The 13,746-nt window shown below is 74.1% G+C and carries 11 protein-coding genes; 7 read left to right on the top strand and 4 right to left on the bottom strand.

Annotated elements, in window-relative coordinates; all coding sequences use genetic code 11:
- The first annotated feature begins 236 nt into the window (after positions 1-236).
- Entirely contained in the window at positions 237-956 is a 720-nt protein-coding gene (locus tag AB5L52_RS42010; RefSeq protein WP_369368378.1) for a zinc ribbon domain-containing protein, read from the top strand.
- 151 nt (positions 957-1,107) lie between these two features.
- Here AB5L52_RS42010 and AB5L52_RS42005 read toward each other — a convergent pair whose 3' ends face one another.
- A complete protein-coding gene (locus AB5L52_RS42005) occupies positions 1,108-1,980 on the bottom strand; it encodes an SGNH/GDSL hydrolase family protein (RefSeq protein WP_351023480.1) in 873 nt (290 codons plus the stop codon).
- 331 nt (positions 1,981-2,311) lie between these two features.
- Between AB5L52_RS42005 and AB5L52_RS42000 the strand changes: the two genes are divergently transcribed.
- Positions 2,312-3,307 (top strand): NAD-dependent epimerase/dehydratase family protein, encoded by a 996-nt coding sequence (locus AB5L52_RS42000; RefSeq protein ID WP_369368377.1) that lies wholly within the window; start codon positions 2,312-2,314, stop codon positions 3,305-3,307.
- Between the two features lie 41 nt (positions 3,308-3,348).
- On the opposite strand, the gene AB5L52_RS41995 is transcribed toward AB5L52_RS42000, so the two are convergent.
- Complete coding sequence (locus tag AB5L52_RS41995; RefSeq protein ID WP_351578702.1) at positions 3,349-4,458, bottom strand: HAMP domain-containing sensor histidine kinase; 1,110 nt, start codon at positions 4,456-4,458, stop codon at positions 3,349-3,351.
- 2 nt (positions 4,459-4,460) lie between these two features.
- Positions 4,461-5,192: a response regulator transcription factor gene (locus tag AB5L52_RS41990; protein WP_351023475.1), complete on the bottom strand. Its 732-nt coding sequence runs from the start codon at positions 5,190-5,192 to the stop codon at positions 4,461-4,463.
- Positions 5,193-5,303: 111 nt separating this feature from the next.
- Here AB5L52_RS41990 and AB5L52_RS41985 point away from each other — a divergent pair, with 111 nt between their 5' ends.
- The 3 genes from AB5L52_RS41985 to AB5L52_RS41975 are packed head-to-tail and all read left to right on the top strand — an operon-like array spanning position 5,304 to position 7,359.
- Positions 5,304-5,996: a glycosyltransferase family 2 protein gene (locus AB5L52_RS41985; RefSeq protein ID WP_351023473.1), complete on the top strand. Its 693-nt coding sequence runs from the start codon at positions 5,304-5,306 to the stop codon at positions 5,994-5,996.
- Positions 5,993-6,607, top strand: a complete 615-nt coding sequence (locus AB5L52_RS41980; protein ID WP_369368376.1) for a DUF2064 domain-containing protein — start codon at positions 5,993-5,995, stop codon at positions 6,605-6,607. The genes AB5L52_RS41985 and AB5L52_RS41980 overlap by 4 nt, the downstream gene beginning before the upstream one ends.
- Positions 6,607-7,359: a class I SAM-dependent methyltransferase gene (locus AB5L52_RS41975; protein WP_369368375.1), complete on the top strand. Its 753-nt coding sequence runs from the start codon at positions 6,607-6,609 to the stop codon at positions 7,357-7,359. The genes AB5L52_RS41980 and AB5L52_RS41975 overlap by 1 nt, the downstream gene beginning before the upstream one ends.
- 328 nt (positions 7,360-7,687) lie before the next feature.
- On the opposite strand, the gene AB5L52_RS41970 is transcribed toward AB5L52_RS41975, so the two are convergent.
- Positions 7,688-8,920 (bottom strand): molybdopterin-dependent oxidoreductase, encoded by a 1,233-nt coding sequence (locus tag AB5L52_RS41970; RefSeq protein WP_351023467.1) that lies wholly within the window; start codon positions 8,918-8,920, stop codon positions 7,688-7,690.
- A 113-nt stretch (positions 8,921-9,033) separates the two neighbouring features.
- On the opposite strand from AB5L52_RS41970, the gene AB5L52_RS41965 reads away from it, so the two are divergent.
- Positions 9,034-10,368, top strand: coding sequence for a hypothetical protein (locus tag AB5L52_RS41965; protein ID WP_369368374.1), 1,335 nt, complete (start codon positions 9,034-9,036; stop codon positions 10,366-10,368).
- 189 nt (positions 10,369-10,557) lie between these two features.
- Positions 10,558-13,737 carry an amidohydrolase family protein gene (locus AB5L52_RS41960; RefSeq protein WP_369368373.1) on the top strand — a complete coding sequence of 1,060 codons (3,180 nt, stop codon included), beginning with the start codon at positions 10,558-10,560 and terminating at the stop codon, positions 13,735-13,737.
- Positions 13,738-13,746 lie beyond the last annotated feature (9 nt).

Here is a 13,746-nt window from a genome sequence, read left to right as displayed (position 1 = left end):
GCCCGCCCACCTCGTCGTCACCCCGGACGCAGCCCCCCACTTCATCCCCGGCCCCCGCAGAGCCACCTGCCTCGCCCCCAGCCCCCGCCCAGCCACCCGCCGCACAGCCGGCCCCCGCTCATCCGCCTGCCTCGCCCCTGGCGCCCACACAGCCACGGACCCCGCAACCGGCTCCCGCCCAGCCCGCCCCCGTGCAGCCCGCGAAGCCGGTCGCGCCGCGGCCTGTCGTGCGGTCGGTGGCGGAGCCGGAGGAGGTGTCCGGGGTGCCGTGCCGGGTGTGCGGGACGCCCAATCCGCCGGGGCGGCGGTTCTGCCGTCGCTGTGCCAGTCCGCTCGCCCCGGCGGAGGATCGGGCCCCGCTGCCCTGGTGGCGGACGATCTGGCCGTTCCGGCGCCGGGTGCGTGCAGGGTCCGGGCGGTGGATCCGGGTGCTGGTGACGCTGGCCGTGATCCTGGCGCTGTGCGTGGGCGGGTTCTTCCTGCTCCCGGCCGGGCGCGCCCTGTTCGAGGACACCCGGGACAAGCTCAGCGCCCCCAAGGCCGTCACACCGGTGGGCATCCACGCCAGCGCCGCGGTGCCCGGGCATCCGGCGAAGAACACCACCGACGGGCTCAGCAACCGCTACTGGGGGGCGCCGGGGGCCGGAGCCTCGATCACGTACACCTTCGCCAAGCCGTTCCGGATGGTCGACCTCATCATCACCAACGGCGCGTCGAAGGAGCCCGAGGAGTACGCCCGTGAGGCGCGGGCGCTGCGCATGGACATGGAGGTCACCTCGGCGGACGGCTCGGTGCACCACAAGGAGATCGACCTCAGTGACAAGGCGGGAAACCAGACCGTCGTGACCGGGATCGACGACGTGGTGAAGGTACGGCTGGTGCTGGGCTCGGTCACGGGACTCACCGGGCAGCGTGTGGTGGCGGTCGGCGAGGTGGAGTTCTTCCAGCGGAGCTGACCCGCGGCCGACCGCGGCCCGCAGCCCCGCGAACTCCGCGCCGTCGGCGAGGAGTTCGCGGATCAGCGCGCCGACCTCGGGATCGTCCGGACAGCGGGCGGCGGCGCACGGGCCTGATCTCAGGGTCGCGGACGATCGGCGGGGCGATCGGTCAGTCGAGGCCGAGGACGCTCAGGGTGCGCTCGGCCATGCGCTGTTCACCGAGCGCGTTGGGGTGCACGGGCACGATGTTCGTGCCGAACAGCAGCGGCTCGATCCACCGGGTGCCGGCGGCCTGGCACGCGTCGTGCCCCTCGGAGGCCTGGGAGAAGTCGACGTACGTCGCCCCACTCTCCTCGGCGGCGCGCTCGACCACGGCGTTCAGGTGGGCCTGCAGGGCGTGCAGGTACGGCACGTCGCCGGAGGCGACGGGCAGTTGGGCGAAGCAGGACGGGTCGGCCTCGGCGGGGGTGATCCACGGGTAGCCGAGCACCGCCACACGGGCGCCCGGCGCCTTGGCCCGGACGTCGTGCAGCGCGCTCTTCAGCGCGGGGTAGGTGTGGGCGTCGATGGCGTCGTCGAAGGTGCTGCCGTACAGGTCCTTGCAGGGGCTGCCGTGGCCTCCGGTGAGGACGCCCGCGCTGCCGCAGGCGAGCATGGCGTTGACGAAGGTGCCGTTGTCGTTGCCGCCGATCGTGAATGTCACCAGGTCGGTGTGCGCGCTGACGGCGTCCAGTTGCGGGGTGACTCCGGGGTACTGCGACTTGGTGAAGTCCTTGGTCTGGGCGGCGCCACAGGTGACGTCGGTCAGCTGGGCGCCGGTGCGGGCGGCGATGGCGTGGGGGTAGTTGGCCGTGGAGCGCAGGCAGATCAGATTGCTCGTGTCAACGGGCAGCACGCCCGAGGCGGCGCTGTAACTGTCGCCGAGGGCGACGTAGTTCAGGGGGGTGGCGGCCTGGGCGGGTACGGCGGTGAGGCCGAGGGTCAGCGCACCGGCGAGTGCGGAGGCTCCGGCGATGGCACGGCGCAGGGCAGGCTTGAGCATGGGCAGGGGGCTCCTTGTTCTCGGGGTTCTCGGGATGGGGACACCGAGCGGCGGGCATGGCGATGCCCGCCCGTGTGCTGGTGCACGAGAATGCGGCGGCTCAGAGCAGGGGGAAGTACCGGAACTCGTTATTACTTCACGGTTCTACTGGAAGGTAATGTGAGGGCGCCGTACCCAGGAGTCAACGTTGTTGACAGAGATTCTTGAAACGCTCGCGGAAGCCCACCCGAGTCCTGCGCCCCGCCGCACCGGGCGCGGCCACCTCTTACGGAGTCGTGACGCGACGGCCGTGTCGGCCGGTAGCGGTGCCGTCCGCGTCTAGCGTGGCCGTATGCGTGTACTGGTCACCGGCGGTGCCGGGTTCATCGGGTCCCATGTCGTCGAGGCGCTGCGGGCGCGCGGGCACGAGCCGCTCGTGTACGACGTCCGCGAGGATCCCGGTGCGGACGTGCGCAATCCGGCAGCCGTCGCCCGGGCGCTGGCCGGGGTGGACGCCGTCTGCCATCAGGCGGCGATGGTCGGGCTCGGCAACGGTGTCGCCGACGCGGCGGAGTACGTCTCGCGCAACGATCTCGGCACGGCCGTGCTGGTCGCGGCCCTGGCGGAGGCGGGGGTACGGCGCCTGGTGCTCGCGGGGTCGATGGTGGTGTACGGCGAGGGACGTTACGCATGCCCGCGGCACGGGGTCGTACGGCCCGGCCCCCGGAGCGTCGCCGACCTCGATGCGGGACGGTTCGAGCCCTTGTGTCCGCGCTGCGGGGCGGAGCTGAGCCCCGGGCTCGTCGACGAGGACGCTCCGGCCGATCCGCGCAACGTGTACGCCGCGACCAAGCTGGCCCAGGAGCACCTGGCCGCCGCCTGGGCCCGCAGCACGGGCGGGTCGGCGGTGTCGTTGCGCTACCACAATGTGTACGGGCCCCGGATGCCGCGGGACACCCCGTACGCCGGGGTCGCGTCCTTCTTCCGCTCGGCGCTGGCCCGCGGGGAGGCTCCCCGGGTGTTCGAGGACGGGCGGCAGCGGCGGGACTTCGTGCACGTCCGGGACGTGGCGGAGGCGAACGTGATGGCGCTGGAGGCGGAGGCCGCCCCGGGTGTCCTCACGGTGTACAACACCGGCAGCGGTGAGCCGCGTACCGTCGGCGAGCTGGCCGGGGCGCTGGCGGCCGCGTGCGGCGGACCGGAGCCCGTGGTCACCGGGGAGTACCGGCTGGGGGACGTACGGCACATCACGGCCGACTCCTCCCGCCTGCGCTCCGCGCTGGGGTGGAAGCCGCAGGTCGGGTTCGCGGAGGGGATGCGGGAGTTCGCGGCGGACGGGTCTGCCTGAGGCGGCCGTGGATCGGTTTACCGGGGGGTGTGGGTACCCCGCTACGGTGCTGCGGGCAGGGTCACCTCGAAGCGGCAGCCGCCGGGGATGTTGTGGACGGTGGCGCGGCCCTGGTGGGCCTCCACGATGCCGCGGACGATCGCCAGGCCGAGGCCCGCGCCCGCCGGGGGTGTGCGGGCGTCGGTGCCGCGCCAGCCGGTGTCGAAGACGCGGGGCAGGTCCTCCTCGGGGATGCCGCCGCAGCCGTCCGTGACGGACAGCACCACGCCGTCGGCGGTGCGTTCGGCGGCGATCGCGACCGTGCCGTCGGCGGGGGTCCGGCGGATGGCGTTGACCAGGAGGTTGCCGAGCACCCGGGTCATCTCCTTGCCGTCCACCTCGACCGGCACGGGTTCGACGCCGTCGCCCACGAGCCGGACGCCGTGTTCCCGGGCGAGCGGGTCGGCGCCCGCGAGCGCGTCGCCGACCAGGTCGTACAGGGAGATCCGGGAGGGGCTCAGCGGGAGGGTGCCCGCATGGATGCGGGAGAGTTCGAAGAGGTCGCCGACCATGTCGTTGAGCCGTTCGACCTCGGTGCGGATCTGCTTGAGATAGCGGCCGGGGTCGGCGGCCACGCCGTCCTCCAGCGCCTCGGACATGGCGCGCAGTCCGGCCAGCGGGGTGCGCAGGTCGTGCGAGATCCAGGCGACCAGTTCGCGGCGGGACTTCTCCAACGCCCGCTCCCGTTCCCGGGATTCGGCGAGCCGTGCGCTGGTCGTGGCCAACTCGCGGCTGAGGGCGTCCAGTTCGGCGGTGGCGGGGCCGTGCGGGGCGGCGAAGGCGCCGGCGTCACCGAAGGAGCGGGCGGCGTCGGTGAGGGCGCGGCTGCGGGCGACCACCCAGCGGCCCAGGAGCAGCGCGGTGACGAGGGAGACGACGGCCGCCATCGCCACGACCGTGGTGACCACCGTGAGGTCGTGCGAGGAGAGGAACATCGCCCAGGCCACGGCGAGCGTGCCGGCGAGCATCGCGCCGACGGCGACGGCCGCGACCACGGCGACGGAGGCGGTCAGCGAGCGGCGCCGGATCAGGCGCAGCACGCCCGCTCCCGCGGCCCCGGCGGCCGCGGCGCCGGCGAAGGCGTAGAGGGCGATGAGCAGGATGTCGCGCATGGTCAGAGCACCGCCCCAGAGGGCTCGAAGCGGTAGCCCACGCCCCAGACCGTCTGGATCAGGCGGGGCCGGGCCGGGTCGTCCTCGACCTTGCCGCGCAGTCTGCGGACATGGACGGTGACGGTGGACAGGTCGCCGAAGTCCCAGCCCCAGACCTCGCGCATCAGGTCCTCGCGGCTGTAGGCCCGGCCGGGATGGCGCAGGAAGAAGGCGAGCAGGTCGAACTCGCGGAGGGTGAGGGCGAGTTCGCCGCCGTTCTTGGTGGCCCTGCGGGCGTCGGGGTCGAGGGCGAGTCCGGCCGCGGCCAGCCGGTGCCCCGTGGCGGCGGGGCGGCTGCGGCGCAGCACCGACTCCACGCGCAGGACCAGTTCGCGGGGGCTGAAGGGCTTGGTGACATAGTCGTCGGCGCCCACCTCCAGGCCCAGGATGCGGTCGTCCTCGTCGCCGCGGGCGGTGAGCATGATGACCGGCACCGGGCCGCGGTCCCGCAGCCGCCGGCACACCTCCAGTCCGTCCATGCCGGGCAGCATCAGGTCGAGCACCACGAGGTCGGGCCGGTGCGCGGCGGCGCGGGTGAGGGCGGTCGGGCCGTCGTCGGCGCGGTCGACCAGATGGCCGGCGCGGTGCAGATATCCGGTGACCACCTCGGCGACGGTCGGGTCGTCGTCCACGACCAGGATCCGGGCCGTCTCGCCTGCGGTTCCGGTCTCATGGGGCTCGTACAGCGGTTGCATGCCTCAAGCGTCGCACCGCGCGCCCGGCCTCGGTGCGCCGCGGGCCGGGCGTCCGCGTTTCGTAAGGACCATGAGTCCGATATGCCCGATTCGCGTTCGTAGGGTGAAACCGTGACGACCCTTTCAACAGACGTCGACGTGGTGCTGCCCTGCCTGGACGAGGCGGAGGCCCTGCCCTGGGTGCTCGGCCGGATTCCGGCCGGCTGGCGCGCCCTCGTCGTCGACAACGGTTCCACCGACGGCTCACCGGACATCGCCCGCGCGCTCGGCGCGACGGTGGTGCACGAGCCGCGGCGCGGCTTCGGTGCCGCCTGCCATGCCGGGCTGACCGCGGCCACCAGCGACATCGTGTGCTTCTGCGACTGCGATGCCTCCCTCGATCCCGCGCTGCTCGTCCCGTTCGTGCGGGAGATCCGGGAGGGCGCGGCCGACCTGGTGCTCGGCCGACGGCGGCCCGAGGGCCGGGGTGCCTGGCCCGCGCACGCCCGCGTGGGCAATCTCGCACTGGCCCGGATGCTGCGCCGCCGTACCGGGCTGCGCCTGCACGATCTCGGCCCGCTGCGCGCCGCCCGCCGCGAGCCGCTGCTCGCGCTGGACCTCACCGACCGCCGCAACGGCTATCCGCTGCAGATGGTGGTCCGCGCGGCCGACGCCGGCTGGCGCATCGCCGAGCACGACGTGCCCTACCGGCCGCGCACCGGCGCCTCCAAGGTGACGGGCACCTGGCGCGGCACCTGGCAGGCGGTGCGGGACATGAGCCGCGTGCTCGCCGAGACCCCGGCCGACGGGGGGCTCGTACGATGACCACGCTGCTCGTCATCGCCAAGGAACCGCTCCCGGGGCGGGTCAAGACCCGGCTCACCCCGCCGTTCACCCCGCGGCAGGCGGCCCGCCTCGCGGAGGCGGCGCTCGTCGACACCCTGCACGCCGTGGCGGCGGCGCCCGCGACCCGGCGGGTCCTCGTCCTCGACGGGGCGCCGGGACCGTGGCTGCCGTCCGGCTTCGAGGTGCTGCCGCAGTGCGCGGGCGGGCTGGACGAACGGCTGGCGGACGCCTTCGCGCACTGCTCAGGACCGGCCCTGCTGATCGGCATGGACACCCCGCAGGTGACGCCGGAGTTGCTCACCGTGGACTTCGCGGGCTGCGACGCGTACCTCGGTCCGGCCGAGGACGGCGGCTTCTGGGCGCTGGGGCTGGCCGAGCCCGACCCCGCGCTCCTGCGAGGCGTGCCCATGTCCACGCCGGAGACCGGGGCGGTGCAGCGGCAGCGGCTGCTGGCCGCCGGGCTGCGGGCGCGCGAGCTGCCCCGGCTGCGGGACGTCGACACCGCCGCCGACGCGCACGCCGTCGCCGCGCTGGCCCCGCACGGGCGGTTCGCCGCCCGGCTGGCCCGCTGTACGCCGGTCGTCCGGTGATGGGCGCCTCCGTCGCCTGGGCGGCCGCCGACCCCTATGCGGCCGCGCTGCGCACCGGCCGCGGCCCGCTGTTCCTGCGCCGGGCCGACGGCTGGCTGCTGCCGCTGGAGGTGGAGCGCTGGTGCGCCGACGCGGACACCGTGGACCGGGCGGTGCTGGACCGCTGCGAGGGCGCTGTCCTGGACGTGGGCTGCGGCCCCGGCCGGCTGGTCGCCGAGCTGGCCGCCCGCGGCCGTACCGTGCTCGGCATCGACGTCAGCGCGGCCGCCGTCGACCACACGGTCGGGCTCGGCGGGCAAGCACTGCGGCGCTCGGTGTTCGAGCCGCTGCCCGGCGAGGGCCGCTGGGACACCGTGCTGCTCATGGACGGCAACATCGGCATCGGCGGGGAGCCGGCCGCCCTGCTGGAGCGGGTGGCGGCGCTGCTGCGTCCGGGCGGTCTGCTGATCGCCGAGACGGTGCCGGGACGCGTCGACGAACGCGCCCGGGTCCAGGTCGTCGACAGCACCGGCGCGCCCCGGGCCACCGGTGCCCCCTTCCCCTGGGCGCGCCTCGGCACCCCGGCCCTGCTGCGGTACGCGCGCAGGGCCGGGTGGCGGCCCGTGGCTCAGTGGGGCGCGGACGGCCGCTGCTTCGTCGCCCTGCGCAGCCGCCACAGGAGCAGCAGCGCCGAGCCGCCGAAGAGCACGGCGCTGATCAGCAGCCAGCGGGTGAGGAAGCCGTCCGGGGAGAGCCCGGTGGCCAGCCGGTAGGGCTCGTCCACCATGCCGCTGATCAGCGGGAACCAGACGAGCAGGAGCAGTCCGGACAGCAGCGCCGGGACGCGTACGTAGAGCGTCCAGCCGCGCCGTCCGGCCGCTCCGAGGCTGCCTGCGACCGCCCGGTCGGCCAGTGTGTACAGCGGCAGCAGGACGAGGTCGTGCAGCAGGGCGGCGCCCACGATCCACAGCGTCACTCCGAGCCAGTCACCGGCGAGCAGCCGGATCCCGGCGTACGCGGCGAGCGCGAACGAGCAGGCGAGCAGCAGCAGTTGGAAGGGGCTGCCGAGAGGAACGCGCTTCAGGGTTACGCGGCGCGGCATCACAGGTCTCCGAAGGTCAGTCGGGCCACCCACTTGGTGTTGAGCACACCGGGTGCCGCGGGGACGATGATCCGCGCCGGATGGCCGTGGTCGGGGGAGAGTTCCTCGCCGTTGACGTACAGGGCGAGCAGGGAGCGCCCGTCGGCCACCTGGTTGGCGCGCAGGGCCGCGCGGCGGAACGCCCCGTGCCGTTGCAGGGACTCCACGAACACGTCCGGCGGGTCGCCGTCGTATCCGACGAGCGCCGCGAGGTCGCGCAGCCTGACCCCGCGCCACCACTGGTCGGCGGTCGACCAGCCCTCCACACAGGCGATGGGCAACGACGCGCTGTGCTGGGGCAGTTGGAGCAGCTGGGCGCGGCTGAGCCGGACGGTTCCGGTGCGCCCGGTGACGACGAGCCGCCAGGCGTCCTCGTGGGTGTCGGCCGCGGTGACGCCGGCGTAGGCGGCCGTCTTGTTGATCTGGAAGCCGTTCGGGCCGCCGCCGGGATCGGCCGTGCCGTGCGGCGCGAGCAGGGCCGTACGGCGGAAGGGCCCGCCGAGGCTCTGTCCGACCGTGGTCAGGAACAGCAGCAGGGAACCCCCGCCGACCAGCCCCAGCGCGCCGCGCCGGGACACGGTGGGCGGCGCGGGGCGCGGGGAGACCAGGTCGCTCTCCTCGTGCCGTCGGCTGCGTACGGTGCGCACCGCTGCCGGTGTCTTGAGCGCGGCGTGGGCGAGGAAGGCGGCGAAGAACACCCACGCCCCGTAGAAGTGCAGCGGGTAGAACGAGCCGGGGAAGAGGTAGTCCAGCTGGACGTTGAGGACCCCGGTGGTGAACTCGAACAGACCGCCGCCGACCAGCAGCAACAACGAGATCCGCTCCAGTGCGTGAGCCACCGAGCGGGCCGGCGGCAGGGTGAAGAGCCGTGGCACCACCGACCACAGCTTGGCCAGCAGGACGGGGATCAGGGTGATGCCGAGCGTCACATGGACGCCCTGGTTGAGCCGGTAGAGCCAGACCGGGCCGGTGGGCCAGGCGAACAGATAGAAGCCCAGGATGCCCTTGTCCGGTGTCTGGTCGTTCACCCGGGACAGGCCCGGGTTGTAGGCGGCGTACGACACCAGACCGGTCACGAACAGCACGGTGATGCCGACGAGCAGCACGAGGCCGAGCACCGAGGTGAACCAGGGGCCGCGCAGCGGGCTGCGCCAGAAGCCTGGGGACGTGGGAAGACGGGAATGGTCGCGCATGTCCCGACGGTAGGCCGGGGCACCCCCCGAAAAGGGGCCGCGACCGGTGACGAAACGCTGACGTCCTGCCCGTACGAGGGCCGGTCACCGATCTTCCGGCCTAGCGTTCCGGTGTGACTCGATCTCTCCGCCGCGACCTGTACGCCGCCGGTGCCGCCGCCCTGCTCGTGACGGCGGCCGTCGTCGTCGGCCGGCACATCCAGGACACCCGCCACACCCTGTTCGTCCACTGGCCACCGGTGTTCGCCGACTGGGACCCGCATGTCGGGCCCGGCACTCCGGCAGCCCTGGCGATGGCGGCGGCCACCGTGGCCTACGGCCCCACGGTCGCGGCCCGGCTGCCCTGGCGTACGCTGCTCGCGGCGGCCTGGGCGAGTGCCCTGGCCTGGATCCTGTCGCTCGCCCTGATCGACGGCTGGCACCAGGGCATCGCGGTCCGGCTGACCACCAGCAACGAGTATCTCCGGGTCATCGGCCGCTTCCACGACATCCCGGCCACCCTGCGCGACTTCACGCATCACATCGTCAGCGGCACCCCCGACCCCTGGCCCGCCCATATCGCCGGGCATCCGCCGGCCGCCACGCTCACCTTCGTCCTGCTGGACCGGATCGGGCTGCGGGGCGGCGGCTGGGCCGGGATGTGGTGCATCGTCGTGGGGGCCACGGGATGCGTGGCCGTGCTGATCGCGCTGCGCGCGCTGGCCGACGAGACGCTCGCCCGCCGGGCCGCGCCGTTCCTGGTGCTGGCTCCGGCCGCGGTGTGGCAGGGCACGTCCGCCGACGGCTACTTCGCGGCCGTCGCCGCCTGGTCCCTGGCGCTGTTCGCCCTGGCCCTGACCCGCCGGTCGCACATCTGCGCGGCGGCCTCGGGCCTCCTCTTCGGCCTGACCTGCTATCTCTCCTACGGCCTCACGCTGTTCGCGCTGATCGCCGCGGCGGTCCTCGCACTCGGCCGCTCCGGACTGCGCGAACGCCCCGCCCTCCTCCTCTCCCTGCTCGCCGGACTGGCCGTGTTCCCCTTGCTGTTCACGCTCGCCGGCTTCGACTGGTGGCAGGCGTACCACCTGCTCGTCACGCGCTACTACCAGGGCGTCGGTGGCACCCGCCCCTACGGCTACTGGGTCTGGGCCAACCTGGCCTGCACCGTGCTGATCACCGGCCCGGCCACGGCGGCGGGCCTGCGCCGGACGACCACGGCGCTGCTCCCCCGCCCCGACCGCACCCACCCGGCGCGGACACGGCTGGCCCTCCTCGTCACCGCCGCGCTGCTCGCCCTGCTGGTCGCGGACCTGTCCGGCCTGAGCAAGGCGGAGACGGAACGCATCTGGCTGCCCTTCGCCCTGTGGCTCCTCCCGGCCTGTGCACTGCTCCCCCGCCCCCGCGCCTGGCTCACCGCCCAGGCGATCCTGGCCCTGCTCCTCAACCATCTGCTGCTGACGGGGTGGTGAGACGGGGACACGGGCGACTCCCCTGCCGGCTGCTCCCGTACGCCCGTGCCGGTGCGACTCCGCGTGACCACCGGTCGGTACGGGCGTTGCGCTGGGCGTGGGACGGGGCGGGTGTGGCCGAAATCGCGTACTGGTGCGGGACGTACCTCTGCCGCTTCGCTGGACGGAAACGGGAGGAAGGGACACGGGATGGACTTCGGCAACGTCGATCGGCGGCGGTTTCTCGGGACGGCGGCGGCAGGGCTGGTCGCCGGCGCCTCCGCGCGGGCGGCGGCGGCCGTGGAGGTGCCGGAGGCATCCGGTGCGCAGGTCAGCCACGCCGGGCGGTTCCTCGACTACACCCGGATGACCGGGGGTTCGGTGACCGGCTGCCGAGCGGACGGCGCGTTGATCGCCGAGGTGCAGGGGGTGCTGTGGCGCGTGCCCCATGACGGGGGAAGCGCCGTGCAGGTGACGGGCTGGGAGCTGGAGGCGACCCGACCCGCCCTGTCCCCGGACGGGAAGACACTGGCCGTGTGCGGCTATCGCGGGGGCGGCTTCCATCTGTGGACGCTGCGCCCGGACGGCGGCGGACTGCGGCAGGTGACGGACGGGCCCTGGGACGACCGCGGGGTCGCCTGGTCACCGGACGGCACCCGGCTGGCCTTCTCCTCGGAACGCGGCGGCGACGCCACCGCCGGTTCCTCCTACGGGCTGTGGGTGCTGGACCTGGCCGACGGCCGGCCGCACCGGGTCACCGGCGGGGACCACGAGGACTTCGATCCGGCCTGGTCGGCCGACGGGCGGTCGCTGGTGTGCGTACGCGCCGCCCACACCCCGGGCGGCGGGAACGACGGCGGGCTGTCGCTGGTCCGGGTACCGGTCACGGGCGGCCCGGCGGAGGTGCTGCACACGGTGGCCTCGGGCCGGCTGGTGGGCCCGTCCGTGTCGCCCTCGGGGCGCCTCGCGTATGTGCATCTGACGGGCTCGGGCACCCCCGGGCTACCGGCCGACGCGGCGCGGCTGATGGTCGACGGGGAGATCGTCACGGCGGACGAGGACCTGGCGGCCGCGCCGCCGTGCTGGCTGGGCGAGAACGAGCTGCTCTACGTCGGCGACGGCCGGATCCGCGTCCGCTCGCCGGCCGGCTCCACCATGCGGGAGGTGCCCTTCACCGCACGGATGCCGGTGCCCGATCCGTCCGAGCGGCGGCCACGGCGTCCGCTCGCCCCGGAGCGGCCGGCTCCGGTGCTCGGGCTGCACCGGCCGGTCCTGTCCCCCGACGGGCGCAGTGTGGCCTTCGTGGCGCTGAACGCCCTGTGGCTGATGCCGGTCGGCGGCACACCGCGCAAGCTGCTCCAGGCAGCCGACGTCCACCTGCTGCAGATGCCCGCGTGGGCGCCGGACGGGCGCAGCCTGCTGTACTGCACGGACCAGGACGGGCTGGTGGCCGTACGCCGTCACCGGCTGGACGGCGGCGCCGACGAGCCGTTGACCGACGGCGGGCGGCTGTATCCCGCGCTGTCGCCGGACGGTACCCGCCTGGCCTGCCTGGACGTGACCGGGAACCTGCTGGTGCGCACCCTGGCCACGGGCGCCGAGGAGCAGTTCGCCAAGCCGCTGGCCACCGACGGGCCGCCCGGCGCGCCCACCTGGTCGCCCGACGGCCGGTACGTCGCCTTCTGCGACCGCAACCGGCTCAACCAGCGCTTCCGCGAGGGATACAACCTCATCCGGGTCATCGACACCCGCACCGGCGGCGAACGCCGTCATCTGCCCGCCGAGCACCAGTCGTTGTCCGACCGGGTCGCCTCCGGGCCCGTCTGGTCGCCCGACGGCCGCTGGATGGCGCTGGTGGCCGAGTCGGCGCTCTGGCTGCTGCCGGTGACGGCGGACGGCACCCCGGCCGGTCCCGCACGCCGGCTCACCGACGAACCGGCCGACCATCCCAGCTGGTCGGCGGAGTCCGACGCCCTCCTCTACCTGTCCGACGGCCGCCTTCGCCGCGTCTCCCTCAGCACCGCACGGACGCACACCCTCCCGCTCCGCCTGACCACCGGGCGAGGTACGAGCGGTTCCGCCGAGCCGCTGCGGATCCACGCCGGGCAGCTGTGGGACGGCACCGGCGCGCCGCCGCGGCACGACGTCGACATCCTCGTCACCGGCAAACGGATCACCGCCGTCGAACCGCACCGCGCCCGCCGCCCCGGACACCGCACCGTCGACGCCTCGGACCGCACTGTCGTCCCCGGTCTCTTCGACAGCCACACCCACCCGTATGCGGCCACCTACGGCGCCCGGCAGAGTCTCACCGCGCTCGCGTACGGCATCACGACCACGGCCTGTCTGGGCAGTCCGCTGTACGAGGCGGTCCGGCTCCGCGAGGCGGCCGGCTCCGGGCAGTTGCTCGGCCCGCGGCAGCTCGCCTGCGCCGAACTCATCGACGGCGCGCGCACCGCGTACAGCATGGGCCGCGCCCACCGCACCCGCGGCGGTGTTCGGCGCACGTTCCGGCGCGCCGCGGCCCTGGACGTCGACTTCGTGAAGACGTATGTGCGGGCCCCGGGCGAGGTCATGGCCGAGGCCGCCGAGGTCGCCCGGGCGCTCGGCGTGCCCAGCGGCAGCCATCTGTGCGCTCCCGGCCGGGCGGCGGGCCAGAGCCTGACCACCCATCTGCAGGCCACCCAGCGCCTGGAGTTCGGGCATGCCACCACCCCGCTCGGCCGCATCGGCCAGGATCTGGTGCAGCAGTACGCCGACGGCTCCTTCGCGTTGATCATCACACCGTTCTCGGCGCAGATCCTGCTCGCCGCCGACCCTCGGCTGGCTAACGATCCGCGCGTGACGCGCCTGATGCCGCCCTGGGACGTCGCCGTCGTACGCAACCACGCCGGGACCGCGCCCACCGAGGCCCAACAGCGGGCCCTCGCCACCGAGATGGCCGACTACCGGCGCCTCACGACGCAGGGTGCCCGCATCGCGCTGGGCACCGACGCGCCGCTGGTCCCCGTCGGCCTCTCCCTGCATCTGGCGCTGCGCGCCCTGCACGCCCACGGCTTCACACCCGCCGAGGTTCTGCACAGCGCGACCACCGTGCCGGCCCGCCTCTTCGGTCTCGACGCGGATCTCGGCACGGTGGAGGAGGGCAGGATCGCCGACTTGACGCTCGTCGACGGCGATCCGTTCTCCGACTTCGACACCCTCGTCGACATCCCGGTCGTGGTGCGCGAGGGAATCCCGCACGAGCAGGCCGACTTGACGTCCGCGCACGGCTCCGACCGGTCCGACCGGTCCGGTGCGCATGAGCCTCCGCCCGGGATGACCTGGCTCGACGTGGCCGATCACCTCCGCCGGGGATCGTGCTGCCACCTCGGCACGGACGGCGGATAGGACGTGGGT

The organism is Streptomyces sp. CG4, assembly GCF_041080655.1.
Lineage (GTDB): Bacteria > Actinomycetota > Actinomycetes > Streptomycetales > Streptomycetaceae > Streptomyces.
The sequence above is the reverse complement of the archived record's forward strand: the minus strand, read 5'-3'. Positions and strand labels throughout refer to the sequence as shown.